Raw genomic sequence first — 25071 nt, forward strand, 5'->3', positions numbered from 1 at the left:
CCGGCCCCGGCATCCGGTGACGCACCACTCGCACACGCGCCCGGCGGTCCTCCCGGCCGCCGGGCGCACCCCTTCACCTCAGCGAAAGGGAGATGTCGCACGATGAGAGTCTTCGGGCGAGTCCCCGCGGACGCCGACGACGACCCGGCTCGCGCGGACGCCGACGACGACCCGGCCGGCGTGGGCGCCGACGACGACCCGGCCCGCGTGGGCGCCGACGACGACCCGGCCCGCGTGGGCGCCGCCGACGGCCCTCGCGCGGACGCCGGCAACGGCCCTCGCACGCACACGCACGCGGTCACGGCGCGGCTGCGGATCTGCACCTTCCTGGCCCTGCTGCCCGTGGCCCTGTACACGGCCGCCTGCCTGGTCTACAACGCGCCCGATTCTCCGGCCAAGTCCCGTATCCAGGGAGCGGTCGCGCATGTCATGCAGCCGTATTTCTGGCAGGACTGGCAGCTCTTCGGCCCCACCCCGGGCAGCAACGACGACCTCATCTACCTGACGGTGCGCATGCGGACCGCCGGTTCCGACCAGGTCGTGCAGACCAGCCCGGTGGAAATCGAGCAGGCCATCGACCGCGCCCCGCACGCATTCCCGCTGAATCCGACGAAGCTCCCGGGTATCCCGCTCGCATTCGACGCCGCCGCCAATCGGTACGCACGTATGGTGACGGATTTCAAAAAGCTTCCCGCGGCGCAACGCAAGGCGGCTCAGGCCGATCTGGACAAGCAGTACGTACCGGAGTTCCAGGAAATACAGCGCTTCCTTTCCGCCCGGGCCGCCACGATGTACCCGGGGGCGGAGATCGTGTCCGTCAAAGCCGCTTTCAAGACCAGGCCCATCATTCCTTTCTCGGAGCGCTATGTGACTCCGAAACCCGAAGAGAAGAGCAAGGGAATTCTGGAGACGTCGTGGATGGACTACGTTCCGGGGGTGGCCCGCTGATGCGCGGATGGGCCAAGTACGGCCTGGCGTGGATCGATGCCGGGCTGCTACGGATGGCGAGCCGTGAGCACCGGCTGATCGGGATCGCGCTGCTGCGGATCGTGATCGGGCTGGCGACGGTCATGTACTGCCTCGCCGACTACGGAAACCGGCGGTTCCTGTGGGGCCCCGACTCCTACAACTCGATCCACACCGCGAAGGCGGCGCTGACCCACGGCGCCTTCTCCCTCTATCTGTTCAGCCACTCCACGGTGTGGTTCGAGATCGTCTTCCACGCCACGATCCTGGTCTCCGCCGCCTTCATGGTGTGCGGCGGCAGAGTGCTGACCGTGGCCCAGGCCGTGCTGATGTGGTCGCTGCACAACCGCAACCAGGACGTGCTGGAGGGCGGGGACAACCTCGCCCAGATCCTCGTCATCTTCATGGTCTTCACCGTCTCCAACGCCTACTTCGCGCCGGGGGCCAAGGCCAGGCGTGCCGGACTGCGGGCCCGTAGCGCCCCGTCGGCCGGCACGGTCGTACACAACCTGGCGGCGTATCTGATCGTCTTCCAGACCGCGGTGCTGTACTTCGCCGCGGGCTACTGGAAGATCACCGGGAAGATGTGGCAGGACGGCGTCGCCATGTACTACATCAGCCGCATCACCGGTTTCCAGATGTCGTCGACGTACGCGCACGCGATGGGCAACGCCTATGTCGGCACCGCGGTCAGCTACTTCACCATCTTCGCGGAACTGGCACTCCCGTTCGCGATCCTGTCCGCCCGCGCCTGGGTGCGGAAGGCCAACACCCTGGCGCTGGAGGGCATGCACCTGGGCATCATGGCCTGCATGGGACTGGTGTGCTTCGGGCTGCTGATGATCGGCGCGGACTGCACCTGCCTGCGGGACGAGGACTACCGGTCCCTCAAAAAGCGGGCGGTCGGCGTCACTTCGCGCCTCGCCCAGCGGCTCCGGCCCGCCGGGACCGTCGGCGCCGGACCCGCCGCGGTCTCCGCGTTCGCCGCCCTCGCGCCTCGGGACGGGGCGGCCGATGCCTGAGCACGACAGCACCGAGGCCGCCCGCGCCCTGGAGCGCTTCCTCCTGGCCGACCCCGGGCAGTGGAGCGAGCTGGCGCCGCGCGTCGTCGACGCCGTGGGCGACCGGCGGCTGCACGAAGTGGTCGGGGCGACACTCGCCCACGTGGGAGACGTGCGCTCGGTCACGGACGGCCCGGACGGGCTGGTGGTCCAGGGGACGGCGGGACGGACCCTGGCCTTCGCCGCCGCGGACGCCGGCGGGCGGCTCACCAACCTCCGTCTCGCCCCCGGCCCCTATCGGCCGCCCCGGCTGCGCGTCCCGGCCGGGGCACGCATCGCCGTGGGCTGGGCCCTGTGGTGCGTGCTGCTGGCCGTGCGCGTCGCGGCCTGCTGGACCGCCTCGTCGGTGACCGGCTGGTGCGGCGACGTCCTGATCGTGGCCGCCGCGTATCTCCTCATGGAGGGGCGTCTCACGCCCGCCCGGCTGCCCTGGTGGCTGCGCCGGGCCATGGAAGCGGGCGGCCCCGTGGCACTCGCCTCCGCCTGGCGGCTGCCCTCGCTGCCCGCCGGTCACCCAGGCGCGGAGCTCGTGACCGGTCTTGTCCTGCTGAGCGGTGTCGCCGGGTACCTGGTGTGGGCGCGACGCCACCGCTGGGGGGCGGAGCTGTCGGCGCCCCTGCGCTTCCCGCTGCGCGACGGCACCTGGCTCATCGCCCAGGGCGGCGGCCCCGGCCTGAACCACCACGCGCCCCACCCCGAACAGCGCGGGGCGATCGACGTCATCGGCGTCGGCGCGCGCGGCGCCCGGCTGCGCTCCGGCGCGGCGCCGGACGCCTACCTGATCTACGGCGCGAAGCTGTACGCCCCGTGCGACGGGGACGTGGTCTCCGCCGCCGACGACTACGCGGACCAGGTCCCCGGCACCATCCGCTACGAACCCCCCTACGGCAACCACGTGTTCATCGACACCGGCAGTGAGCTGGTCAAGCTCGCGCATCTGCGGCCGGGCACCGTGACCGTGGCCACCGGCGACCGGGTACGCGCGGGCCAACTCCTCGGCGAGGTCGGCAACTCGGGCAACACCACCGAGCCCCATCTGCACCTGCACGCCGAGCGCGACGGACTCGGCCTCGACCTCCGGTTCACCGGCATCACCGGAACGCTGCACAGGGGACGCACGCTGCGTACCTGAAGGGCCCCTGAAAGCCCCTCACACCGGGGACCACCCCGCACCGCCCTCGCACCTCCCCTCCTCACGTCCGCCCGCGACCTCCGTACGTCCGGCCCGGACGCCACCTCGGCTCCCCAGAAGGGCTCTCCATGTCCGCACACCCGCGCATACGCCCCGGCGCGCTCGGCGCCGCCGTCTGCACCGCACTCCTGGGCACGGTGCTGGCCTCGCCCGCCGCGCACGCCGCGGCCCCCTCCCCGCACCGGCACACCCTGTCCGGCTCGCGCCCCGGATACGCCACCGCCGGCGCGGACGCGGGCGCGGTGCCGGCCGACCAGCGCCTCACCGCCCGCCTCTACCTCGGCTCCCGCGACCCGGGCGGCCTGGCCGCGTTCCTCCGGCAGGTGACCGACCCGCACAGCCCGCACTACCGGCACTTCCTCACCCCCGCCGCCTACCAGCGGCGCTTCGCCCTCGGACCGGCCGAACACCGGGCCGTGGCCGACTGGCTGACCCGGGCCGGCCTCACCGTCACCCGGGACACCGCGCACTACATGGACGTCTCCGGCCCCGAAAGAGCCGTACGGCAGGCGCTCGGAAGCCCCATCCACCACTACCGCACGGCCCGGGGGACGGTCAGCGCGCCGTCCGGCGACCTCAGCGTCCCGAGCTCCCTCGGCACCGAGGTGGTGGCCGTCTCCGGGCTGTCCGCGCCCGCCGCCGCCCACCCGCAGTCCCACCGCACCACCACCCCGCTGCACCCGCCGCGCCCACCGCACCCGCGGCCCTCCGGCACCTCCGTCGCAGACGCCGACGACACCGGCGCCGTCTGCTCCCCCTCCTTCGGCGGGACCCCGGCCACCGGTCTGCCGACCGCCTACGGCGCGACACCCGCCTACGCGCCCTGCCCGTACGTCCCCGCGCAGCTGCGTCACGCGTACGGAGCGGGCGGTGCCCACGCGACCGGCAAGGGCACCACCATCGCCATCGTCGACGCCTACGGCTCCCCCACCATGCCCGCCGACGCCGACCGGTACGCCCGCGCCACCGGTGACCGCCCCTTCCGTCCGGGCCAGTACCGCCAGCGGGTCACCCCGAAGGACTGGAACGTGGGCTCCGCGTGCGCGCCTCCCGCGTCCTGGGCCGGCGAGGAGGCCCTGGACGTCGACATGGCCCACGGTCTTGCCCCCGACGCGCACGTCCTCTACATGGGCGCCGACTCCTGCCTCGACGCCGACCTCATGGACGCCGAGGCCACCGTCATCGACCACCGCCTGGCCGACTCCATCTCCAACTCCTGGGCCGAGATCATCCACTCCGACCCCGGACATCTGACCCCGGACCTCGTGAACGCCTGGAACCTGCTGTTCGAGCAGGCCGCCGCGGAGGGCATCGGGGTGTACTTCGCCGCCGGGGACTGCGGAGACTCCTCGCCCGGCGCCGCCGAGACCGGCGTCAACTGCGACCCGAAGACCACCGCCGCCCAGGCGGACTTCCCCAGCGGCTCCCCCTGGGTCACCTCCGTCGGAGGCACCACCCTGGCCCTCGACCGGCACGGGAACTACGCCTGGGAGACCAGCATGGGCGACGAGCTGTCGGTCCTCACCGACAGCACTTCCGCCGCCCGGTCATCCGCCGCCCGGTCATCCGCCTCCCGGACATCGGCCTCCCGGACATCCTCCCGGACATCCGGCAAGGCCTGGGGCCCCCTCCCCGGAGTGTTCGCGTTCGGCGGCGGAGGCGGCCCCAGCGACTTCCCGCAGCCCTGGTACCAGCGCGGGCACACACCCGCCGGCGGCCACGGCACCCCGGCGCGGCGCACCACCCCCGACGTGGCCATGGAGGGCGACGGCGCGCTGCCCGTCCTGGTGGGACTCACCGACGGCGGCACCTTCCAGCTCGTGGGCTTCGGCGGCACCTCCGCCGCCACCCCCGCCTTCGCCGCGCTCCAGGCCGACGCCCAGCAGGAGACCGGCCATCCGCTGGGCTTCGCCAACCCGCTGCTGTACGCGCTCGGCGGCAGTCCGGTCTTCCGCGACGTCACCGACCACCCCGCCGCCGCGGGTACCGGCCCGCTCACCGCCGTCCGCGACTACGGCCCCTCGCCGACGGCCCAGGCCCCGTCCGACGACCAGCAGCGCTACGTCCTCTACGCCCTGGGCCGCGACTACGGCCTGCACGCCGTCCCCGGCTACGACGACGCCACCGGACTCGGTTCCCCCTCCCCCGCCTATCTGCGGTGGATGCGCCGTACCGGCGGCATCCCGCGGTGACACCGGACGCCATCGTGGTGGGGTCGGGGCCCAACGGTCTGGCCGCCGCCGTGGTCCTGGCCCGGCGCGGGCTCGCCGTGACCGTCCTGGAGGCGGCCGACACGCTCGGCGGCGGCACCCGGACCAGCGAACTGACCCTGCCCGGGCTGCTCCACGACCACTGCGCGGCCGTCCACCCGATGGCGCTCGCCTCGCCCTTCCTGCGGTCCCTCGATCTGGAGCGGCACGGCCTGGAGTGGCGACGGCCCGAGATCGATCTCGCCCATCCGCTCGATGACGGCCCCGCGGCCGTCCTGCGCCGGTCCCTGGAGGCCACGGCACGCTCCCTCGGCCCGGACGGAGCCGCGTGGGAGCGGCTGTTCGGGCCGCTGACGGACCAGTACGACTCCCTCGCGGCGGAGTTGCTGCGCCCGCCGCAGCGGCTGCCCCGGCATCCCCTCCCCCTGGCCCGGTTCGCACTGCACGCGGCGCTCGGCGCCACCGCCGTCGCGCGGCGCTGGCGCACGCCGGGCGCCCGCGCCCTGTTCGCCGGCGTCGCCGCGCACGCGATGGCGCCCCTGACCGCGCCGGGCAGCGCCGCCATCGGCCTCATGCTGACCGCGGCGGCGCACCGGCACGGCTGGCCCGTGGCACACGGTGGCTCAGGGGCCGTCACCCGTGCCCTGGCGGCGTGCCTGGCCGAACTCGGCGGCACCGTGGAGACCGGCGTCCGGGTGCGTTCGCTGGCCGAACTGCCGCCCGCGCGCGTCACGTTGCTGGATGTCGCGCCGCGTGCCGCCGTGGCGCTGTGCGGCGACCGGCTGCCCGCCCGCACCCGCCGCGCGTACGCCCGCTGGCGGCACGGGCCCGCCGCCTTCAAGGTCGACCTGGCCGTCGAGGGCGGTGTGCCCTGGCGCGACGAGTCCTGCCGCCGGGCCGGGACCGTCCACCTGGGCGGCACGCTGGAAGAGGTCGTGGACGCCGAACGGGCCGTGACACGCGGGCGGATGCCGGAGCGTCCCTTCGTCCTGGTGTCCCAGCAGTACCTCGCCGACCCGGTCCGCTCGGCGGGAGACGTGCACCCCGTCTGGGCGTACGCGCACGTCCCGCACGGGTACGACGGCGACGCCACCGAAGCCGTACTCGACCGGATCGAGCGCTTCGCACCAGGCCTGCGGGAACGCGTGGTCGCCCGTGCGTCGATGTCCGCGTCCCGGCTGGAGGCGTACAACGCCAACTACGTGGGCGGTGACATCCTCACCGGCGCCAACACCCCGCGCCAGCTGCTCCTGCGCCCCCGCGCGGCCCTCGATCCCTACGACACCGGCATCCCCGGCGTCTTCCTGTGCTCGGCGGCGACCCCGCCCGGTCCCGGCGTGCACGGGATGTGCGGCTACCACGCGGCGCGCTCGGCCTTGCACCACCTGGGGGACCCGCACGGTCGGGCACCGGGCTCCCGGGGTGGCCCGTACCTAATCTGATGGCATGTCAGATGATGTGTCGTACGAGCTGCTCGGCTTCGACAACGTACTGCTGCCCGTCGGGAACCTCGGCGCCGCGGTGGAGTTCTACGGGCGGGCCGGCATCCCGGTGGCGTTCCGGCTCGACGAGGCCGGGATCGCGCTGCTGAAGGTGGGCAAGGAGACGCCGGGGCTGCTGCTGCGACTGGAGGAGGAGCTCGGCCTCCGGCCGCCGCTGTGGGCCTCGGCGCGCGTATGGCTGGAGGTCAGTGACGCGCGGGCCGCGGCCGACGCGCTGGCCTCGGCGGGCATCCGGCCGCTCGCCCCCGCCTTCCCGGTCGCCACCGGCTGGACCGTCGAGATCGCCGACCCCTGGGGCAACGTCATCGGCTTCACGGACTACGGCAAGCGGCCCGAGCTGGGCCGCCATCAGGCGTGACCCCCCTCACTCCTTCGCACCACGCTCCCCCTGACTTGAACATGTTCAAAAGCAGGTCTACATTCCTTCTCGACAGCGTTTTGAACGCGTTCAAGAAGGGGTGGGGACATGGACCTCACGGTCGTCGCGTACGTCATCTATCTGCTGGTCAGCATCGCGCTGACGGTCTGGGTGGCACGCACGCTCAGCCACAACGGGCGGATCTTCCTCGCCGATGTACTGCACGGCAACGAGAAGCTCGCCGACGCCGTCAACCACCTCCTGGTGGTGGGCTTCTACCTCGTCAACCTGGGCTTCGTCGCGCTCTATCTGAACGGCGACGACGGCGAGATCACCGACACCCGCGGGATCTTCGAAGCCCTGTCGACCAAGCTCGGCGTCGTCCTGCTCGTCCTCGGGGTCATGCACCTCGGCAACGTGTACGTGCTCAACAAGATCCGGCGGCGGGGCGTCATGGAGCGGGAGCAGCTGCCGCCCGTCGCGCCGACGGACTGGGTCGCGCCGGCGGCCGGGGCGTGAGCACCGTGACCGGCCTCGAGGCCACCCGTGACCGGGACGCCGTACGCGTCCCGGTCCTCGGGCTCACCGTCCTCTACGACGCCTCGTGCTCGCTGTGCACCTTCCTGCGCGACTGGCTGGGCAAGCAGCCCCAGCTGGTGCCGCTGCGGCTCGTGCCGGCCGGTTCCGAGCAGGCCAGGGCGCTCTTCCCCGCCCTCGACCACCGCGCCACCCTCGACGAGATCACCGTCGTCGGGGACGGCGGTCAGGTCTACCGCGGGGCCGCCGCCTGGGTCGTCTGCCTGTGGGCGCTGCGCGAGCACCGGCCGCTCGCCCACCGGCTGAGCACCCCGGCCGGGGCCCGGCTCGCCAAGGGCGCGATGCTCGCCGCCGCGAAGTGGCGCTCCACGCACGCCCAGCAGGGGTGGGGCGGGGGCGCGTACCGGCGGGGCGACGGGTGGGTGTACGAGCCGGGCGTCGGGTGGACGTACCAGCCTCCCGGCTGTGACAGCGGCTCCTGTTCGACTCGTTAGGCTCTGTTCCCGTGCCAGCACCGACAGACAGCCCCGGCCCGGACGACACCAGCGCGCCCGGAAAGGCCCAGGAAAAGGGTCCCGCCAAGAGCGAGCAGACCCGCGCGCTGATCCTGGAGACCGCGCTGCGGCTGTTCCAGGAGCGGGGGTACGACAAGACGACCATGCGGGCGATCGCCCAGGAGGCCGGGGTCTCCGTCGGCAACGCGTACTACTACTTCGCCGGCAAGGAGCACCTCATCCAGGGCTTCTACGACCGGATCGGCGCCGAGCACCAGGCGGCGATCCGGCCGGTCCTGGAGCGCGAGAAGGATCTGGAGGCGCGGATCGCGGGAGTCCTGAAGGCGTGGCTGGACGTGGCGGAGCCGTACCACGAGTTCGCGGCGCAGTTCTTCAAGAACGCCGCCGACCCGGAGAGCCCGCTCAGCCCCTTCTCCACCGAGTCGGCGGGCCCGCGCGAGGAGGCCATCGCCATACACCGCGAGGTGCTCGCCGGGTCGAAGGCGAAGGTTCCGGAGGAACTAAGGGACGTCCTGCCCGAGCTGATGTGGCTGTCGCAGATGGGGCTCGTCCTGTACTGGGTCTTCGACCGCACGGAGGGGCGCGAACGCAGCTACCGGCTCGCCGAGCGCGGCGCCCGCCTCACCACCCGGGGCGTCTCACTGGCCCGCTTCCGCGTCCTGCGCCCGCTCGTCCACGAGGTGCACGAGCTGTTCACGGACTTCCTGCCGGGGATGACGAAGTTGCTGCCGGATCCGGGGCGGGGCTCCACGACCGGGTGACGCCCGTGATACGGGGCATGGCGGAGGGATGCGGCCTACGATGATGCTCTCGACACCAGCCCATGGGAGGCACGCGATGTCCGCTGCATCCGCCGAGCAGCCTTTCAACTCTCGGCCACTCACGGCCATTGCCGACGAGATCATGGAACGCCATCCGGGCTACCGCGTCGAGATCATCGGAGGCCATCTCCTCGTGTCCCCCGCCCCGGATGTCCCCCACGCTCGCGCTCTGACCAAACTCATGCGCCCGTTCATCGCGGCAGGACTGGACGACGGCGAGACGGAGGTACTCCAAGGCATCGGGCTCTGGCTGCCCACCGACACCGAGGACTACGCCATCCCTGACCTCGCGATCGTGGACGCCGATGTCGAGGACCACCTCGTAGAGAACAACTCCTACGAACCGGTCTGCTTCCGCCTCGTCCTGGAGGTCACCTCCGGAAACTGGAAGAACGACCTGAAGACCAAGGTCACCGCCTACGCCCAGGCCGAAGTCCCTGTCTACGTGATCGTCGACCGCAAGCACCAGCGCCTGCACGTCCTCACCGACCCTGCCGGGGGCAGGTACGCGAACCACCGCCCGCACGCCCCCGGCGAAATCGTCACCCTCCCCGATTCCATCGGCGCCAAGGTCACCCTCGACGTCGATGAAATCCTCAAAGCCGGGCAGCCGAAGGCTAATTGACGGCGTCCACCTCTCCCTCCGTCAACTCCAGGTCGTGCACCAGCGGTTCGTCGGTCACGAGGATGTGCCGGGCGCGGGCGCCGTACGACGAGGCCGTCGCCGACAGCAGATACGCGCCGGGCGCCGGTACCGAGACGATGTACGAGCCGTCCGCCAGTGAGGTCACCCGGTCCAGCTGACGACCGCCCTTGCTGAGCAGGGTGAGGACCGCCCCGTCGACCGGCCCGCCCTCCGCGTCGCGGACGAAGCCGTGCACGACCGTCGGTCCTCCCGCCGAAGCCCGCGGCAGCGACTCCGCCTCCTCCGCGGGCTCCACCGCCAGGTGCGGCAGCCGCTTCTCCAGACCGGCCGGCAGCCACCAGTTGGACTTGCCGAGCAGATGCATCGCGGCCGGCACCAGCGCCGTACGGAGAATGAACGCGTCGAGCGCGACCGCCGCCGCGAGGCCCACGCCCGCCATCGCCGCCCCCGAGTCACCGCTGAGGACGAAGGCGAGGAAGACGCAGACCATGATCAGGGCGGCGGAGTTGATGACGCGGCTCGTCTCCGCGAGGCCGACCCGGACCGCCCGCGCGTTGTCCTTCGTGTGCACCCACTCCTCGTGCATCCGGCTCACCAGGAACACCTGGTAGTCCATGGAGAGGCCGAAGAGGAGGGAGAGCATGATGACGGGCAGGAAGGCGTTGATCGGGCCCTCCTTTCCGAGGCCCAGCAGGCTCAGACCCCAGCCCCACTGGAAGATCGCGACGAGGACACCGAAGGACGCGGCGGCCGCGATCAGGTTCATCAGGGCGGCGGTCAGGGGCACCACCAGGGAGCGGAAGGCGACCATCAGCAGCAGGAAGCCCAGCCCGATGATGGTGGCGACGAAGAGCGGCAGCCGGTCACCCGTGACGGTCGAGAAGTCCTTGGAGATCGCCGTCACACCGCCGACGTGGGCCTGCGCCCCGGCGTCCGGGATCACCTTGTCCCGCAGGGTGTCGATGAGCTGGTCCGTCTTCTCGGACTGCGGTGACGTGGTCGGTACGACCTGGATCACCGTGACGCCCTGCGCGGGCGGCAGCGCCGCGACCTGGGCGACGCCGTCGGTCGCGCGGATGCCCTGCACCAGCTTGTTCGTGTCGCCGCTGGTGGAGACCACCTGGAGCGGGCCGTTGAAGCCGGGTCCGAAGCCCTCCGCGAGAAGGTCGTACGCCTTCCGGGTCGTCGTCGACGCGTCGTCGTTGCCCTGGTCGGTCGCGCCGAGCCGCAGCGACAGCACCGGGATCGCGAGGATCGCCATGACGACGACGGCCATCACGGCGATCGAGCGCGGGCGCTTCTGGACGCTCGCCGACCAGCGCGCCGCGAAGCCGCTGGCCCGCTCCGGCTCGGGGCCTTCGGCGGCCAGCTTGCGCCGCTGGCGGCGGCTGAGCACCCGGGAGCCGAGGAAGCCGAGCAGCGCGGGCAGCAGCGTGACCGCCGCGAGCACGCTGAACACGACGGTGAGCGAGGTGCCGATGACCACGCCGTCCAGGAAGCGCAGGTTGGTCACGAGCATCCCGGCGAGCGCGATGCACACCGTGCCGCCCGCGAACAGCACCGCGCGGCCGGAGGTGTTGAGGGCGGTGACCGCCGACTCCTCCGGGTCCATGCCGCGCAGGATGCCGCGCCGGTGCCGGGTGACGATGAACAGCGCGTAGTCGATGCCGACACCGAGGCCGATCAGCGTGGCGAGCAGCGGAGCCAGGTCGGGCACCGACGTCACATGGCTGAGCAGCTGGGTGGAGAACAGGCCCGTGCCCACCCCGAAGATCGCGATGCCGATCGGGAGCAGCATCGCGAAGAGCGACCCGAAGGCGAGGAAGAGGACGACCGCCGCGGCCAGGATGCCGATCATCTCGGCGAGTCCGGTGGGCGGTTCCTGGACGCGCTGGATCGCCTGGCCGCCCAGCTCGACGTGCAGACCGCCGCCTCGGGCGCCCTGTGCGGTGTCGACCACGTCCTGCACCAGTTCCTTGGGCACCGCGTTCGCCTGCTCGGCGAAGGTGATCTGGGCGTACGCGATCTTGCCGTTGGCGCTGATCTGCGCCGCGCCCCGGTCGCCCGCGTACGGGCTGGTGACGCCGCCGACCCCCGCCATCTTGCCGATCCTGTCCAGCGCGGGCTGGATCCGGGACTGTACGGACTGGTCCCGGACGGTTCCCGTGTCGACCTTCCACACCACCGTGTCGGTGTCGCCCGCGCGCTCCGGGAAGGCCTTCTCCATCTGGTCGTACGCGCGCTTGGAGTCCGTGTTCGGAAGGGAGAAGACGTTCGCGTAATCCGTGCCCGCGGACGAGGCCGCGGCCCCGAGCCCGAGCAGTGCCCCCACCCACAGCAACAGGACCACCAGCCGGTGCCGATAGCACCACCGTGCCAATGTCGCCACGCTCAACGCTCCTTAGTCGACCGGTCATCCGGTCGTTCGGTTGTCGGTTGGTCCCCCAGGTCCTGGGACCAACCATCGACCGGCACGCTCGAGCGACGACACAGACCGCCCATGACTCTCAAGGAACTCCAAAGGGGGAGCCGCCCCCTGGCGCGACCCGCGTGCGGATACTGGGGGGCATGACCGCTCACGAGGGGGCCACCGTTCTCGTCGTCGAGGACGAGCCGAGCATCGCGGACGTCCTGGCCATCGCGCTGCGCTACCACCGCTTCGAGGTGATGACCGCGGGCACCGTCCGGCAGGCGCTCACGCTCGCCGAACGCACCCGCCCCGACGCGGCGCTGCTCGACGTGATGCTGCCGGACGGCGACGGGCGGGCGCTGGGCCGTGAACTGCGCCTGCGCCGGCCCGACCTGGCGATCGTCTTCCTCACCGCGCGGGACGCGCCCGCCGAGATCGTCGGCGCGCTCGGTTTCGGCGACGACTACATCACCAAGCCGTTCAACATCGACGAGGTCGTCGCCCGGATCACGGCCGTACTGCGCCGCACACGCCCCGACGACGTCCTTCCCCAGCGCCCGCCCCTTCGCTACGGCGAACTCGAACTGGACGAGACGACGTACTCCGTGCACCGCGGGGACCGCACGGTGGAGCTCACCCCCACCGAGTACGCCCTGCTGCGCTTCCTCGTCCGCAACGGCGGCCGGATCGTGCCCAAGGAGCAACTCCTGCGGCACGTCTGGCAGTACGAACACTCCGCCGAGTCGACCGTCGTCGAGACGTACATCAGCTATCTGCGCCGCAAACTCGAACCCCTCGGCCCACCGGTGATCCAGACCCGCCGGGGCGTCGGATACGGCCTCGCATGACCCCGGCATCCCCGGCATCCCCGGACCCGGGAGTCGCCGCGCCGCATGCGGAGCCCTCCCTCCGCGCGGAACCCGCGACCCGGACCGAGCTCGCCCTCTGTGCGGGGATTCCCGCGTACGTGAGTGTGCGGCGCCCCCGGCGTCACCACGGGGTCCATTCCTTGCGCGGCAAGCTGACGCTCGCGAACGTGGCGTTGCTGGCGCTGGGCATCATCGTGGCGACCGCCGTCAGCCTGATGGGCATGCGGCACTATCTGCTCGACCAGGTCGACACGGAACTGTCCAAGACGCGGGAGTCCCTGACCGGTTCGCGGCTCACCCTCCACCAGATCGACTCGCTCACCGCGCTCGCCTTCGTACGCGAGCGGATGGTCCCCGGCGCGGACCGGTCCGACAAGCCGGACTCGATCTTCGCGGCGGTGGACGGCCACGGGACCCCCCTCAGCGTCGGCGGTTTCAAGCCCACCGACATCCAGCGCGCGCTGGCCGCCGCGGTGGACGAGCCGAGCGCCCTCGCGCACGACCCCGCCCTGCACGACACCACCGTGCACGGCGCCTCCTACCGGGTCACCGGGGCCCGGCTCGCCGACGGCACGTACGTGCTGCTCGCCGCCTCCACCGACGCCCTGCACAAGGGCATCGCCAAGGCCCTCAAGCTCGATCTGGGCGTCGGCACCCTGCTGTTGTCGCTGCTCGCGGCGCTGACCATGATCAGCGTGAGGCGCCGGATGCGGCCACTGGAGGACATGGTGGAGACCTCGTCCGCCATCGCCGAGGGCGACCTCACCCGGCGCGTGCCCTCCAGCCACCATCCGACCCAGGAGGTCGAACAGCTGCGGCTCGCCCTCAACTCCATGCTCCACCAGGTGGAATCGGCGTACCGGACCCGCGAGCGCAGCGCGGCGCAGCTGCGCCGGTTCGTCGCGGACGCCTCGCACGAGCTGCGCACCCCGCTGTCGGCGATCCGCGGCTACCTCCAGCTGTACGAGAAGGGGATGCTGCGCGAGCCGGGTGAGCGCCGGCGGGCCTGGGACCGGATGAACGCCGAGGCCGACCGCATGGGACGCCTCGTGGACGAACTGCTCATCCTGGCCCGCCTCGACCAGAGCCCCGAGCTGCGTTTCAAGAACGTCGACCTGAGCCGTCTGGTACGGGACGCGGCCGAGGATCTGCGGGCCCAGCAGCCCGGGCGTCCGGTGACCGTGGGCGCCGACGGGACACTGCTGGTGCACGCCGACGAGTCGGGGCTGCGGCAGGTGCTGGGCAACCTGGTGGCCAACGTACGCACCCACACGCCCGCCGACGTGCCGGTGCGGCTCGGCCTCGAACGCAAGGACGGGACCGTACGGCTGTGTGTCGCGGACCAGGGGCCCGGGCTGGCGGAGGAGGACGCGGCGCGCATATTCGACCGGTTCTTCCGGGCGGGCGGTGGTGCGGGCAGCGGGCTGGGGATGGCGATCGTGCAGGGAGTGGTGGCCGCGCACGGGGGTGACGTGGCGGTACGGACGGCGCCGGGAGCGGGGCTCGAGGTCACGGTGACGCTTCCGACGCGGTGAGCTGCTTTAACAAGCACAGTGAGGTGCTTGAACAAGCTCGGTGACTCGCTTGAACATAAGCAAACCCGGATGATTGAACACCGGCCGGTACGACCTCGTACCCAACAGAAGAAGGCGGCCCCGACCTCAGCCTGGTCCGCCGCGCCACCACCGGGCTTCGCACGGAAGGACCGCCGGGTTGTCGTTCAACACGAGCTCTCGACAGCTGTCGAAAACGGACGAGGCGCCGGAGGACGTGCCCTCGCAGGAGGTCACGCCCCTGGACTCCCCGGAGGCCGACACCCCGGAGGGGGGCGTTCCAGAGGCGGACGCTCCGGAGGCGGAAGCACAGGAGACGAACGCCGCAGAGGCGGAAGCTCCGGAGGCGGAGGTCGAGGTCGAGGCAGAAGCAGAGGCCGACCCCGAGCCGGAAGCCGCGGAAGCCCCTGAGGTCCCGGAAGTCCCTGAAGTCCCGCAAGTCCCGGAAGCGATGGCTCCGGAGACGGAGACTCCCGAAGCCCAGACGTCCGGGACGACGACATCCGAGACCGAGACTCCTGAGACCGAGACTCCTGAGACGGAGACCCCTGGGGCCGAGACTCCTGGGGCCGAGACTCCTGAGACGGAAAGCCCCGGGGCGCAAGCCTCGGACGTCGACGCTCCGGAGGGCGAGGTCACCCCCCGCCCACGCCGGTGGTGGCGGGTCTGGGGCGGGTGGCGGGAGAGGTACCCGGTCGCGGCCCGCGTTCTCTGGTGGACCACCACCGCCGTGGCCCTCGCTGTAGTGGTCGTCGCGCTGCTCATGCCGACCCAGGCGGACAAGTTCCGGGTGGCCGCTTTCGTGCGTCTCCCGGTGGAGGCGATCTTCGGCGCCGCCCTGCTGATCGTCCTGCCCCGCAGGCCGCGGATCGCCGTGGCGGTGTTCGCCGGGCTCGGCCTGGGCGCCCTGACCGTCGTGAACTTCCTCGACATCGGTTTCAACGAATACCTCGGGCGAGGCTTCAACGTCGTCCTCGACTGGTCGCTCTTCAGTGATGCGCAGGGATACCTCCAGGACACGTTCGGCAAGGGTGGCGCGCTCGGCATCGCGGCCCTGGCCGTGACGCTCGTGATCGCCGTACTCGCCCTCACGACGATGTCGGTGATCCGACTGGGCAACCTGGCGGCCCGGAACACCGAGACGGCGACCCGCACGACGCTGGTGCTGGCCATCGCCTGGGTCACCTGCGCGGCGCTGGGCGTGCAGTACGCCGCGGGGATACCCATCGCTTCGGAGCACACCATGCAGGCCCTCCAGTTCAAGACGGAGCAGGTGCGGCGGACGCTGCGGGACGAAGCCGAGTTCGCCAAGATCGCGAAGAAGGACGACTTCGCCAACACGCCGCCCGACCAGCTGCTCACCGGGCTGCGCGGCAAGGACATGATGATCACCTTCATCGAGAGCTACGGCCGCAGCGCGATCGAGGACCCGGTCATGGCGCCGGGCGTCGACGCCACGCTCACCGCCGAGAACGAGAAGCTGACCCAGGCCGGGTTCGCGGCCAAGAGCGGCTGGCTGACCTCGGCGACGTACGGCGGAAGCAGCTGGCTGGGCCACTCCACCTTCCTGTCGGGCCTGTGGATCAGCAACCAGCAGCGCTACCGCACCGTCACCGCGGGCGATCGCCTGACCCTCCCCGGCGCGTTCAAGAAGACGGGCGCCTGGGACACGGTCGGCGTCATGCCGGGCATCCAGAAGGCGTGGCCCGAGCAGAAGTTCTACGGCATCGACAAGCTCTACGACTCCCACAAACTCGGCTACAAGGGCCCGAAGTTCAGCTGGTCGACCATGCCCGACCAGTACGCGCTGACCGCGTTCGAGCGCCTGGTGCACAGCAAGAAGCACGACAAGCCGCTCATGTCGACGATCATCCTGACCTCCAGCCACCAGCCCTGGGCGCCGATCCCCAAGCTGGTCCCGCAGGACCAGGTCGGCGACGGCTCGATCTACAACGCGATCGAGAAGGCCGGCAAGAAGCCCGGGGACATCATCACCGACTCCACCAAGTCGAAGCAGGAGTACGGCAAGTCCATCCAGTACTCGGTGTCGAGCCTCATCAACTACCTGGTGAAGTACGGCAACAAGAACACCGTGCTGATCTTCCTCGGCGACCACCAGCCCATCGCCCGGGTCAGCGGCAACCACGCCAGCCGTGATGTGCCGGTCTCGATCGTCGCCAAGGACCCGAAGGTCCTGGACAAGATCGCCGACTGGAACTGGGCGGACGGACTGCAGCCGCAGCAGGACACCCCGGTCTGGAAGATGAACGACTTCCGCGACCGCTTCCTGACGGCGTACGGCTCGACCCCGGCGCCGTGATTCACGGGGGCGCGGACGCCACGAGCGCCCACACGGTCTTGCCGTGGCGGCCCCGGCTCCACACCCCCCACGCCACGGCGACGCCCTCCACGAGGTGCAGGCCGCGGCCGGTCTCCTCCCCCACGGAGACCGGCCGCGGCCGTGGTGCGGCGAAGCCCTCGTCGGAGACCTCGACGAAGCAGGAGCCGTCGGCGAGGGCGGTCACCGCGACCTCGAACTCCCCTTCGTGACCTTCGTGAAGGGGTCCGTGGCGTACGGCGTTGGTCACGAGCTCGGAGACGATCAGGACGACGTCCGCGAGGGCCGGGTCGTCGGTGCTGTGGCCCCAGTCCCGCAGATGGTCGCGTACCCGGCGCCGGGCGAGTCCGACGGACGCCGGGTGCCGGGGCAGCCGGAACGCGTTGCGTCTCAACACCTCAGCTCCTCACCGTGCGCACACCTCGGGCACATAGTGCGCACATGGTGCCGCGTTGGGCGAGAGCGCGATGTCACCGGGGTGGGGGGCCACCCCGCGAGATCACGTCACGTGTCATATTCAGCCCGGCTCATATCCAGCCCGGCTCATATCCAGCCCAGCCGCCAGAGGCGGAAGACACCGGTCCCGTCCGACAGATACTGGCCGCCTCCGACGTCCTCACTGCTGAGTACGTACTCCTTGCGCTGCCACAGGGGGATCAGGGGAACATCGCGGGCCACGATTTCCTGCAGTGTCTGGAAGTCGTCGGACGTGCGGCTGCGGTCCTCGTACTGCTGACTGTCCTGAATCAGCCGGTCCACGTCCTTGTCGCTGTACCCGTTCTTCATGCTGTTGCCGGTGCCGACGAGCGGGGTGCTGAAGGTGTCCGGGTCGGGGAAGTCGGCGACCCAGCCGACCGCCCAGGCGTCCAACCGGCCCTCGGCGTACCGCTTCTGGAAGTCGGTCCACTCGTAGCCCTTGATGTCCACCTTGAACAGGCCGCTCGCCTCCAGCTGCCGCTTCAGCTCGGTGGCCTCCTCGCCGGCGGCGCCCCGCCCCTCGGCGTACCCGTAGGTGAAGCGCACCGGCGTCGACACCCCGGCCTCGGTCAGCAGGGCCTTCGCCTTCTTCGCGTCGGGCTTCGGGTAGGTGTCGAAGAACGACGTCGAGTGCCCTGTGATGCCCGCGGGGATCAGCCCGTACAGCGGATCGGTCGTCCCCTTGTAGGTCTGGCTGACCAGTTGCTCGCGGTTGATCAGCACGGCGACGGCTTGCCGTACGAGGCGGTTGTGCAGCGGCGAGTTCGCGCGGACGTTGAGGACGAGGTTGCGGGTCTCGGCGCTGTCGGACTCGGTGACGTGCTGGTCCGGGTCGCTCGGCGAGAGGGTGGCGAGCGTCGCGGGCGGCAGCTGACGCGTCGCGACGTCGACCTGCTTCGCCTTCCAGGCGCTCTCCAGTGCCTTGGGGGTGCCGTAGTAGCGCAGCACGGTGGGCGTGCCGCTCCCCTCGACGGCGCCCTTGTAGTTCTTGTTGGGCGCGAGGACGGCCCGCTTGTCCTTCGTATACGACTTCAGTACGTACACCCCGGTGCCGTCGGCGCCCGCGTCCTTGCGCAGGGCGTGCTTCGGGTAGCGGGTGTGGTCGACGATCGACCCGGCTCCGGTGGCCACCTTGAAGGGGAAGGTGGCGTCCGGCGAGGACAGGTGGAAGGTGACCTTGAGGCCCTGGGCGTCCACCGAGCCGAGGGTGGAGAGCAGGGACGCGGGCCCCACCTCGGAGTTGATGGCCTTGACCCGGTCGAAGGAGAACTTCACGTCCTCGGCGGTCACCTTGCTCCCGCTCGGGAACGTCAGGTCGTCGCGCAGGGTGCAGACATAGGTCCGCAGTCCCGTGCCCAGGAACCCGCAGCTCTTCGCCGCGTCCGGCACGGGGGCGGCGCCACCGGGCTCGAACGTCAGCAACGACTGGAACACGTTGCTGAACAGGGCCCAGGAGCCGGCGTCGTACGCGCCCGCCGGGTCGAGTGACGTGACGGCGTCCGTCGTCCCGACCGTGATGGTCCTGTTGTGGTTGTCCTTCGACGGCAGTAACTGCCAGCCGCCCACACCCACGGCCGCCAGTACCACCAGCACCGCGAGAATCCGTATGCGAACCGATCGCATCGGCGCCCCTCCCCAGGCCACGCCCCGTGCCACTCCCCAGTGACGCGGATCACCCAACCACAGGTGTTTCGTCTGAGGGAAGAGGTGTCCGAAGAATCAGACGGGGTATTGGGAAAGACCGTTTCCCCCCTGTTTCACAGCCGGTTCTCAGGCTTGCAGGGATGCCAGTTCCACGACGGTGATGTCCGACGGCGCGCCCACCCGGGTCGGCGGCCCCCAGGCGCCCGCGCCCCGGGAGACGTACAGCTGTGTATCGCCGTACCGTTCGAGGCCCGCGACCGTGGGATTGGCCAGTTCCGCGATGTAGTTGCCCGGCCAGAGCTGGCCGCCGTGGGTGTGCCCGGAGAGCTGGAGGTCGACACCGTGCTTGACGGCGTCGTGGATCTGGACCGGCTGGTGGGCGAGCAGCACCACGGCCCGCGCGGTGTCCCGGTCCCCCAGCGCCCTCCCGAAGTCGGGCCCGTGCCCCTCGCTCTCCCCCGCGACGTCATTGACGCCCGCGAGATCGAATCCGGCCATTTCCGTCCGGGCGTTCTCGAGCGGGTGCAGACCCAGTTCCCGTACTTCCCGGACCCATTGCGCGGCGCCGGAGTAGTACTCGTGGTTGCCCGTGACGAAATATGAGCCGTGCCGTGCCCGCAGCCGCGCGAGAGGCGCCGCGGCGGGTCCGAGGTCCTTCACACTCCCGTCGACGAGGTCCCCGACCACCGCGATCAGGTCGGGCTGCGTCGCGTTGATCGTGTCGACGACGCGCTGACAGAAGTCCCGTCCGAGGGTGGGCCCGAGGTGGATGTCACTGACGACGGCGATCCGGTAACCGTGTGCGGACCGGGGCAGTTTGGCCAGCGGCACGGTGACCCGCTTCACCCGCGGCCCGCGCAGCACCCCGTACGTCCCGTACCCCACGGTCCCCAGGGCGACGGCCGCGGCGGCCCCGCCGGCGGCACGCGAGACGAAGAGCCGCCGCGAGGGGGCGGTGACGGGCGGTGGGGGTTCGACGGGTGAGGGCTCCTGGGGGGCCGCCGCTCCCGTCGGCACCGACTCCGGGTGCGGTACGGGTGCCGGGTGCGGCAGGGCCACGGAGGGGGCCGCGCGCCGCTCCACGACCCGGCGCAGCAGCGGTCGTACGACCTCTCCCGCCACCACTCCGAGCAACAGATAGATCGACAGCGCCATCCACAGGAACCCGGGCCAGGCCAGCACCTGCTGGAGCCGGAAGGGCGCACCGGCGCGCTCCGCGGTGACCGCGGCGATCATCAGCACCGGCCCGGCGACGAAGACCACCGTGCCCGCGCGCCGGGCGAGCCCCGGACCGGACGTCGTGTCACGCACCAGGCGGCGCCACACGTACCAGTACAGCCCCGCGACCGCGGCGAGGGCGAGCAGTCCCACCAGTACGAAGACGATGACCAAGACGCCGTATCCCCCGTTGTCCGCCGTTGTATTCCGTTGTCCCCCGTTTGCCCCCTGTTGCTATGACGTCTGGCGCAATGCGCGCAGTCCGCGGAACCCGATGCCACCGACGACCGTCCCCAAGACAAAGGAGACGACGGCGAGCGTCAGGTGCACCCAGAAGTACGCCGTCGGATCCCCCGCGTCGTTGAACGCGAGCCCGCTGCCGTCCTTCCACAAATTCTTGACGAAAGTGACCCAGATGATCCAGCTCCACACTCCGAAGGCGAGCAGGAACCAGGAGACGGGGCGGCTGAGCTTCATGGGTCCAGTATCGCCGTCGCCGGCCGGGAGCGGGCGCCGGGGTGGCCGGGACCAGGGGACTCCAGCATCAGGTAATGGGACTTCCCGGCCCGCGCCCTGTAATTTCTCGACCGTGCCCGCCACCAAAAAGACCATCCGGCGATCGATGCTGGTCACTTCCGCCACCTTGTTGACTCTTTCGCTGACGACGACGGTCCCCGTCTTCGCGGCCGACAAGCCGTCGTCGTCACCGTCGCCGACGGCGAGCCCGAGCGCGACTCCCCCGGCGAACATGTCGACGGTGGGCGGAGCGCGGCTGGGAGAGGCCGGGACCCAGGTGGCTCTCGGCGCGGGCGCCCCGGTGCTGCCCAAGGACGTGACCGCGCGCTCCTGGATCGTCACCGACGCCGAGTCGGGCGACGTGCTGGCCGCCCACAACGCGCACTGGCGGCTGCCCCCGGCGAGCACGCTGAAGATGCTCTTCGCCGACACCGTGCTGCCGAAGTTCCCCAGGACCGAGCAGCACAAGGTCGCCGTCACCGACCTCTCGGGCATCGGCGCGGGCTCCAGCATGGTGGGGATAAAGGAGGAGGAGACGTACAGCGTGCACGACCTGTGGCTCGGTGTCTTCCTGCGCTCGGGCAACGACGCCGTGCACGTGCTGTCGGCGATGAACGGCGGCGTCGAGCAGACGGTGAAGGACATGCAGGCGCACGCCGAGGACCTGCAGGCCCTCGACACGCATGTGGTCAGCCCCGACGGCTACGACCAGCCGGGCCAGGTGTCGTCGGCGTACGACCTGACGCTGTTCGCCCGTTCCGGACTGCAGAAGAAGGACTTCCGGGAGTACTGCTCGACGGTGCGGGCGAAGTTCCCGGGCGAGACGAAGAAGAACGACAAGGGGAAGACGACCCGCGAGTCCTTCGAGATCCAGAACACCAACCGGCTGCTGACCGGTGACGCCGACATCTCCACGTACCAGGGCATCGCGGGGGTGAAGAACGGCAACACCACCAACGCGGGCGCCACCTTCACCGGTGTCGCCGAGCGGAACGGCAAGGTGCTGCTGGTCACCGTGATGAACCCGGAGAAGGACGAGCACAACGAGGTCTACAAGGAGGCCGCGCGGCTGCTCGACTGGGGCTTCAGCGCGGCCGGCAAGGTCACACCGGTGGGTGAGCTGGTGCCGCCGAAGGGCGTCGACACCGGCGCGCAGGCGGGCGCGACCGCGTCCGCCGGGCCCAACACGCCGGTGTCGTCCGGAGACCGGGGAACCAAGGCCTCGTCGTCGCCGGTGGCCGCCTCCGCGGCGGCGAAGGACGGCACCAGCGGGATCGGGACCGCCCTGGCCATCACGGGTGGCCTGCTCGCCCTGGTCGCCGGCGCCGTCTTCCTCGTCAACCGCCGCTGGCCCCTCCCCGACCTGATGCGCCGCCGCCACTGACCTCCCCGAAGTCCCCGGGCTCCGCCGGCTCGTCGGCGTCGTCGGGGTCGTAGGGGGCGTCGTCGCGTTGCTTCGGGCCGGTGTCGGCATGTCCCGTGGCCGTCCAGGCGGCGCAGAACAGGACCAGTTTCGAGGTGAAGTTGATCCACAGCAGCAGCGCGACGGGCACGCCGAAGGCGCCGTACATGCTCTTCGACGCCACGCCCCGCATATAGCTGCTGAGCAGCAGCTTGAGCAGTTCGAAGCCGACGGCGCCCATCAGCGCGGCGACGACGAGCCGGTGGCGCGGCGGCTCGACGCCCGGCAGCAGGGTCAGGACGTACAGGAGCACCAGGAAGTCGGTGAGTACGGCGACGGCGAACGCGGCGGACTGCAGCAGCACGCTCCCCCAGTCGTGTTCGCCGATGCCGAGCTGCCGGGCCGTCAAGCCGACCAGCGAGGACGCGACGGTGGAGACGGCGATGGTGACGAGTACGGCACCGCCGAGTCCGACGAGGATCCCGGCGTCCAGGAGCTTGCGCAGGAGGGGGTTCTCCTCCCTGTCGGGCAGTTCCCAGACCGCGCGCAGACAGTCCCGCATGGAGCCGACCCAGCCGATGCCGGTGAACAGCAGGACGGTGCCCGCGATGAGCCCGATGGTGCCGGCGTTCTGCACCAGCGCGTTGATGTCGAGCTGGTCGGAGATGCCCGGCACCTGCTCGACGATCTTGTCCTGAAGCTCCTTCTGCCGCTGGCTGGTGAGGGTGGCGGCGGCGATCGCGGCACCGACGGTCAGCAGCGGGAAGAGCGCCACGAAGCTGATGAAGGTCATCGCGGCGGCGAGCCGCGTCCACTTCACCCGGTCCAGACGCTCGTACGACCGCCACCCGTGCGTGGCCATCAGGCGGGCGACCAACGGCCCCACGCCGGGGAGCTTTTTCAGCCAGTCCATGATCCGACTCTGCCCTCACCTCGGAAAACCCATGTCCGGGTACCCCAAAAACGCAGGACCGTGGCGAGTGCCATACCGATCCCCGCACCGGAGACCGTGTCGGCGCGTCGCGAGGTGAGCCCGAGGCCATAGTGGCTGACGGCGACGCACAGGAGCTGGACGAGGGCGCCCGCGAGGTTCACGGCGAGGAACACGAGGAAGTCGGGGCACCGCCGGGGCTCCCGCACGGGATGGTGCCGGTATGTGCCGAGCGCGTTGCCGGTGTACGCGACCGAGCAGCCCGCCACGAACGACAGCGCCTTGGCGGTGAGCGGGTCGAGGCCCAGCGGGCCGCGCAGCCACAGGAAGAGGGCGAGGTCGGCGGCGTAGGCGAGGACGCCGACGGTGGCGAAGCCCAGGAGCTCCCGGGTCAGGGGCCGCTGGGCGAGGCTCACCAGTTCACGACCGCGAGCCCGTACATCGCGAGCCACACCAGTCCGATCAGGGCGAGCGCGCGGTCGCGCAGGACGACGTCCTCGGGCTCGCCCGCCGCGCCCCGGTCGGCGAAGACGGCGTACCGCAGGACGGCCAGGATGAAGGCGACCATGGACAGCTGGCGCCAGGGCAGCACCCCGGCGCTGGGCACGCCGCCCTCCTCCAGGGCCCACAGGCAGTAGCCGAGCACGGCGACCCCGGCGGCCAGCTGCCAGACGAAACGCAGATAGCCGGTGGTGTACTCGGTGAGCAGCGCGCGGGTGGCACCGGCGTTCCCGGCCAGCTGGACGGCCTCGGAGTAGCGTTTCGCCGCCACCATGAAGAGCGCGCCGAAGCCCGTGGTGATCAGGAACCAGCGGGAGAGCGGGATACCGAGGGCGAGCCCGCCGATCATCGCCCGCATCAGGAACCCGGTCGTCACGACGGCGAGGTCGACGACCAGGACGTGCTTGAGGCTGACGCAGTACGCCAGTTGCATACCGAGGTAGGCGGTCAGCAGTGCCGCGGTGACCGGGGAGGACAGCAGGGCGGCGGCGGTCGGGGCGAGGACGGCGAGCACGCCTCCCGCCGCGTAGGCGAGGGGGACGGGGACCTGGCCCGTGGCGACCGGGCGGTGGCGCTTGACCGGGTGGGCGCGGTCGGCTTCGGCGTCCCGGGCGTCGTTGATCAGGTAGACGGCGGCGGCGCAGGCCGTGAACAGGACGAAGACGAGCGCGAGTTGGATCACCGCGTGCCGGGAGAAGAGCTGGCCCGCCGCCGCCGGGGCCGCCACGACCAGCAGGTTCTTCACCCACTGGCGGGGGCGGGTGGTCCTGAGGAGACCCCGGGCGAGGCCGGTGAGGGTCCGCACGGGAACCGGGGCGGTCGGCGTGGGGTCCAGGAGCACCGTGCGTTCAGCCATGGCCGGCCTCGATCCAGCGGGCGCCCAGACGGGCCGTCAGGGCGCCCAGGGCGGCGCCCGCGAGCACGTCCGAGGGGTAGTGGACGCCGGCCACCAGCCGGGAGAGGCACATCGCGGCGGCGAGCGGCAGCAGCGGGCGGCCTCCGAGCGCGCCGAAGGCGACCGCCGCGGCCGTCGCGGAGGCCGCGTGGGAGCTGGGGAACGAGTGACGTCCGGCCGTGCGCACCAGCGGAACGATGTGCGCGGGGCGTGGACGGCGCACGATCCGCTTCACGCCCATGCTGGCGAGGTGCGCGGTGGCGGTGAGCGCCGTGCCGCGCAGCCACGCGCCGTACCGCCCGCGGTCGACCACCGCGCCCGTGAGTCCGGCCGCGAGCCACAGCACGCCGTGCTCCCCGCTCCAGGACAGGGCGCGTGCGACGGCCGCCACGCGTGGATCCGTGCCGCGCTCGTGGAGGGCCGACAGCAGCCGACGGTCCAGGCCGTCCCACCGTCGGCGGTCCATGTCGTCAAGGTCGTCCATGTGATCTCACTCTTCTAGGGAGTGG

General features: G+C 71.2%; 23 protein-coding genes. 14 read left to right on the forward strand and 9 right to left on the reverse strand.

Going from position 1 to position 25071, the window contains the following annotated elements; translation table 11 throughout:
- Window positions 1–102: 102 nt before the first annotated feature.
- The 10 genes from AQJ27_RS56365 to AQJ27_RS12915 all read left to right on the forward strand — a co-directional run bounded on the left by AQJ27_RS56365 (window position 103) and on the right by AQJ27_RS12915 (window position 9787).
- Window positions 103–948, forward strand: coding sequence for a DUF5819 family protein (locus AQJ27_RS56365; protein WP_067366684.1), 846 nt, complete (start codon window positions 103–105; stop codon window positions 946–948).
- Entirely contained in the window at window positions 948–1988 is a 1041-nt protein-coding gene (locus AQJ27_RS12875; protein ID WP_067366687.1) for a hypothetical protein, read from the forward strand. The genes AQJ27_RS56365 and AQJ27_RS12875 overlap by 1 nt, the downstream gene beginning before the upstream one ends.
- The gene (locus tag AQJ27_RS58590) at window positions 1981–3159 is read left to right on the forward strand and encodes a M23 family metallopeptidase (protein ID WP_067366690.1); all 1179 of its coding nucleotides are present in this window, start codon (window positions 1981–1983) and stop codon (window positions 3157–3159) included. Before AQJ27_RS12875 ends, AQJ27_RS58590 begins: the two co-directional genes overlap by 8 nt.
- Window positions 3160–3287: 128 nt before the next feature.
- Complete coding sequence (locus AQJ27_RS12885; RefSeq protein ID WP_079064943.1) at window positions 3288–5411, forward strand: S53 family peptidase; 2124 nt, start codon at window positions 3288–3290, stop codon at window positions 5409–5411.
- Window positions 5408–6871, forward strand: coding sequence for a phytoene desaturase family protein (locus tag AQJ27_RS12890; RefSeq protein ID WP_067367816.1), 1464 nt, complete (start codon window positions 5408–5410; stop codon window positions 6869–6871). The genes AQJ27_RS12885 and AQJ27_RS12890 overlap by 4 nt, the downstream gene beginning before the upstream one ends.
- A gap of 4 nt (window positions 6872–6875) precedes the next feature.
- A complete protein-coding gene (locus AQJ27_RS12895; RefSeq protein WP_067366692.1) occupies window positions 6876–7289 on the forward strand; it encodes a VOC family protein in 414 nt (137 codons plus the stop codon).
- 108 nt (window positions 7290–7397) lie between these two features.
- Window positions 7398–7808, forward strand: coding sequence for a hypothetical protein (locus AQJ27_RS58600; RefSeq protein ID WP_067366694.1), 411 nt, complete (start codon window positions 7398–7400; stop codon window positions 7806–7808).
- A 5-nt stretch (window positions 7809–7813) separates the two neighbouring features.
- Entirely contained in the window at window positions 7814–8320 is a 507-nt protein-coding gene (locus tag AQJ27_RS58605) for a thiol-disulfide oxidoreductase DCC family protein (RefSeq protein ID WP_235613770.1), read from the forward strand.
- A gap of 11 nt (window positions 8321–8331) precedes the next feature.
- Window positions 8332–9102, forward strand: coding sequence for a TetR/AcrR family transcriptional regulator (locus AQJ27_RS12910; protein WP_067366699.1), 771 nt, complete (start codon window positions 8332–8334; stop codon window positions 9100–9102).
- A 76-nt stretch (window positions 9103–9178) separates the two neighbouring features.
- Window positions 9179–9787 (forward strand): Uma2 family endonuclease, encoded by a 609-nt coding sequence (locus tag AQJ27_RS12915; RefSeq protein ID WP_067366702.1) that lies wholly within the window; start codon window positions 9179–9181, stop codon window positions 9785–9787.
- Here the strand turns inward: AQJ27_RS12915 and AQJ27_RS12920 are convergent.
- Entirely contained in the window at window positions 9780–12188 is a 2409-nt protein-coding gene (locus AQJ27_RS12920; protein WP_067366706.1) for an MMPL family transporter, read from the reverse strand. The genes AQJ27_RS12915 and AQJ27_RS12920 overlap by 8 nt on opposite strands.
- A gap of 188 nt (window positions 12189–12376) precedes the next feature.
- Between AQJ27_RS12920 and AQJ27_RS12925 the strand changes: the two genes are divergently transcribed.
- From AQJ27_RS12925 to AQJ27_RS12935, 3 genes are all read left to right on the forward strand, one after another.
- The gene (locus AQJ27_RS12925) at window positions 12377–13066 is read left to right on the forward strand and encodes a response regulator transcription factor (RefSeq protein ID WP_054233711.1); all 690 of its coding nucleotides are present in this window, start codon (window positions 12377–12379) and stop codon (window positions 13064–13066) included.
- 119 nt (window positions 13067–13185) lie between these two features.
- Window positions 13186–14622, forward strand: a complete 1437-nt coding sequence (locus AQJ27_RS12930; protein ID WP_067367822.1) for a sensor histidine kinase — start codon at window positions 13186–13188, stop codon at window positions 14620–14622.
- 469 nt (window positions 14623–15091) lie between these two features.
- Window positions 15092–16960, forward strand: a complete 1869-nt coding sequence (locus AQJ27_RS12935) for a sulfatase-like hydrolase/transferase (RefSeq protein ID WP_079064989.1) — start codon at window positions 15092–15094, stop codon at window positions 16958–16960.
- Window position 16961: 1 nt separating this feature from the next.
- Here the strand turns inward: AQJ27_RS12935 and AQJ27_RS12940 are convergent, their stop codons facing one another.
- The 4 genes from AQJ27_RS12940 to AQJ27_RS58610 all read right to left on the reverse strand — a co-directional run bounded on the left by AQJ27_RS12940 (window position 16962) and on the right by AQJ27_RS58610 (window position 20794).
- Window positions 16962–17375 carry an ATP-binding protein gene (locus AQJ27_RS12940; RefSeq protein ID WP_067366710.1) on the reverse strand — a complete coding sequence of 138 codons (414 nt, stop codon included), beginning with the start codon at window positions 17373–17375 and terminating at the stop codon, window positions 16962–16964.
- 146 nt (window positions 17376–17521) lie between these two features.
- Window positions 17522–19078 (reverse strand): ABC transporter substrate-binding protein, encoded by a 1557-nt coding sequence (locus AQJ27_RS12945; protein ID WP_067366713.1) that lies wholly within the window; start codon window positions 19076–19078, stop codon window positions 17522–17524.
- Window positions 19079–19225: 147 nt separating this feature from the next.
- The gene (locus AQJ27_RS12950; protein WP_067366716.1) at window positions 19226–20491 is read right to left on the reverse strand and encodes a metallophosphoesterase; all 1266 of its coding nucleotides are present in this window, start codon (window positions 20489–20491) and stop codon (window positions 19226–19228) included.
- Between the two features lie 60 nt (window positions 20492–20551).
- Entirely contained in the window at window positions 20552–20794 is a 243-nt protein-coding gene (locus AQJ27_RS58610; protein ID WP_054233715.1) for an SCO4848 family membrane protein, read from the reverse strand.
- Window positions 20795–20906: 112 nt separating this feature from the next.
- Between AQJ27_RS58610 and AQJ27_RS12960 the strand changes: the two genes are divergently transcribed.
- The gene (locus tag AQJ27_RS12960; protein ID WP_341866072.1) at window positions 20907–22217 is read left to right on the forward strand and encodes a D-alanyl-D-alanine carboxypeptidase family protein; all 1311 of its coding nucleotides are present in this window, start codon (window positions 20907–20909) and stop codon (window positions 22215–22217) included.
- Here AQJ27_RS12960 and AQJ27_RS12965 read toward each other — a convergent pair.
- The 4 genes from AQJ27_RS12965 to AQJ27_RS12980 are packed head-to-tail and all read right to left on the reverse strand — an operon-like array spanning window position 22171 to window position 25046.
- The gene (locus AQJ27_RS12965; protein WP_067366722.1) at window positions 22171–23148 is read right to left on the reverse strand and encodes a YihY/virulence factor BrkB family protein; all 978 of its coding nucleotides are present in this window, start codon (window positions 23146–23148) and stop codon (window positions 22171–22173) included. The two genes, AQJ27_RS12960 and AQJ27_RS12965, sit on opposite strands and share 47 nt — an antisense overlap.
- Complete coding sequence (locus tag AQJ27_RS12970; protein WP_425275207.1) at window positions 23136–23585, reverse strand: GtrA family protein; 450 nt, start codon at window positions 23583–23585, stop codon at window positions 23136–23138. The genes AQJ27_RS12965 and AQJ27_RS12970 overlap by 13 nt, the downstream gene beginning before the upstream one ends.
- Window positions 23579–24523 carry a decaprenyl-phosphate phosphoribosyltransferase gene (locus AQJ27_RS12975; protein ID WP_067366728.1) on the reverse strand — a complete coding sequence of 315 codons (945 nt, stop codon included), beginning with the start codon at window positions 24521–24523 and terminating at the stop codon, window positions 23579–23581. Before AQJ27_RS12975 ends, AQJ27_RS12970 begins: the two co-directional genes overlap by 7 nt.
- The gene (locus AQJ27_RS12980) at window positions 24516–25046 is read right to left on the reverse strand and encodes a phosphatase PAP2 family protein (protein ID WP_067366731.1); all 531 of its coding nucleotides are present in this window, start codon (window positions 25044–25046) and stop codon (window positions 24516–24518) included. Before AQJ27_RS12980 ends, AQJ27_RS12975 begins: the two co-directional genes overlap by 8 nt.
- Window positions 25047–25071: the final 25 nt, after the last annotated feature.

It is taken from the genome of Streptomyces olivochromogenes, from assembly GCF_001514115.1.
In the GTDB taxonomy this organism is placed as follows: Bacteria; Actinomycetota; Actinomycetes; order Streptomycetales; family Streptomycetaceae; genus Streptomyces; species Streptomyces olivochromogenes.

Coding starts and splice junctions, on each gene's coding strand:
- AQJ27_RS56365 (WP_067366684.1), top strand. CDS start 103: ATGAGAGTCTTCGGGCGAGTCCCCGCGGACGCCGACGACGACCCGGCT.
- AQJ27_RS12875 (WP_067366687.1), top strand. CDS start 948: ATGCGCGGATGGGCCAAGTACGGCCTGGCGTGGATCGATGCCGGGCTG.
- AQJ27_RS58590 (WP_067366690.1), top strand. CDS start 1,981: ATGCCTGAGCACGACAGCACCGAGGCCGCCCGCGCCCTGGAGCGCTTC.
- AQJ27_RS12885 (WP_079064943.1), top strand. CDS start 3,288: ATGTCCGCACACCCGCGCATACGCCCCGGCGCGCTCGGCGCCGCCGTC.
- AQJ27_RS12895 (WP_067366692.1), top strand. CDS start 6,876: ATGTCAGATGATGTGTCGTACGAGCTGCTCGGCTTCGACAACGTACTG.
- AQJ27_RS58600 (WP_067366694.1), top strand. CDS start 7,398: ATGGACCTCACGGTCGTCGCGTACGTCATCTATCTGCTGGTCAGCATC.
- AQJ27_RS12915 (WP_067366702.1), top strand. CDS start 9,179: ATGTCCGCTGCATCCGCCGAGCAGCCTTTCAACTCTCGGCCACTCACG.
- AQJ27_RS12925 (WP_054233711.1), top strand. CDS start 12,377: ATGACCGCTCACGAGGGGGCCACCGTTCTCGTCGTCGAGGACGAGCCG.
- AQJ27_RS12935 (WP_079064989.1), top strand. CDS start 15,092: ATGGCTCCGGAGACGGAGACTCCCGAAGCCCAGACGTCCGGGACGACG.
- AQJ27_RS12945 (WP_067366713.1), bottom strand. CDS start 19,078: ATGCGATCGGTTCGCATACGGATTCTCGCGGTGCTGGTGGTACTGGCG.
- AQJ27_RS58610 (WP_054233715.1), bottom strand. CDS start 20,794: ATGAAGCTCAGCCGCCCCGTCTCCTGGTTCCTGCTCGCCTTCGGAGTG.
- AQJ27_RS12965 (WP_067366722.1), bottom strand. CDS start 23,148: ATGGACTGGCTGAAAAAGCTCCCCGGCGTGGGGCCGTTGGTCGCCCGC.
- AQJ27_RS12975 (WP_067366728.1), bottom strand. CDS start 24,523: ATGGCTGAACGCACGGTGCTCCTGGACCCCACGCCGACCGCCCCGGTT.
- AQJ27_RS12980 (WP_067366731.1), bottom strand. CDS start 25,046: ATGGACGACCTTGACGACATGGACCGCCGACGGTGGGACGGCCTGGAC.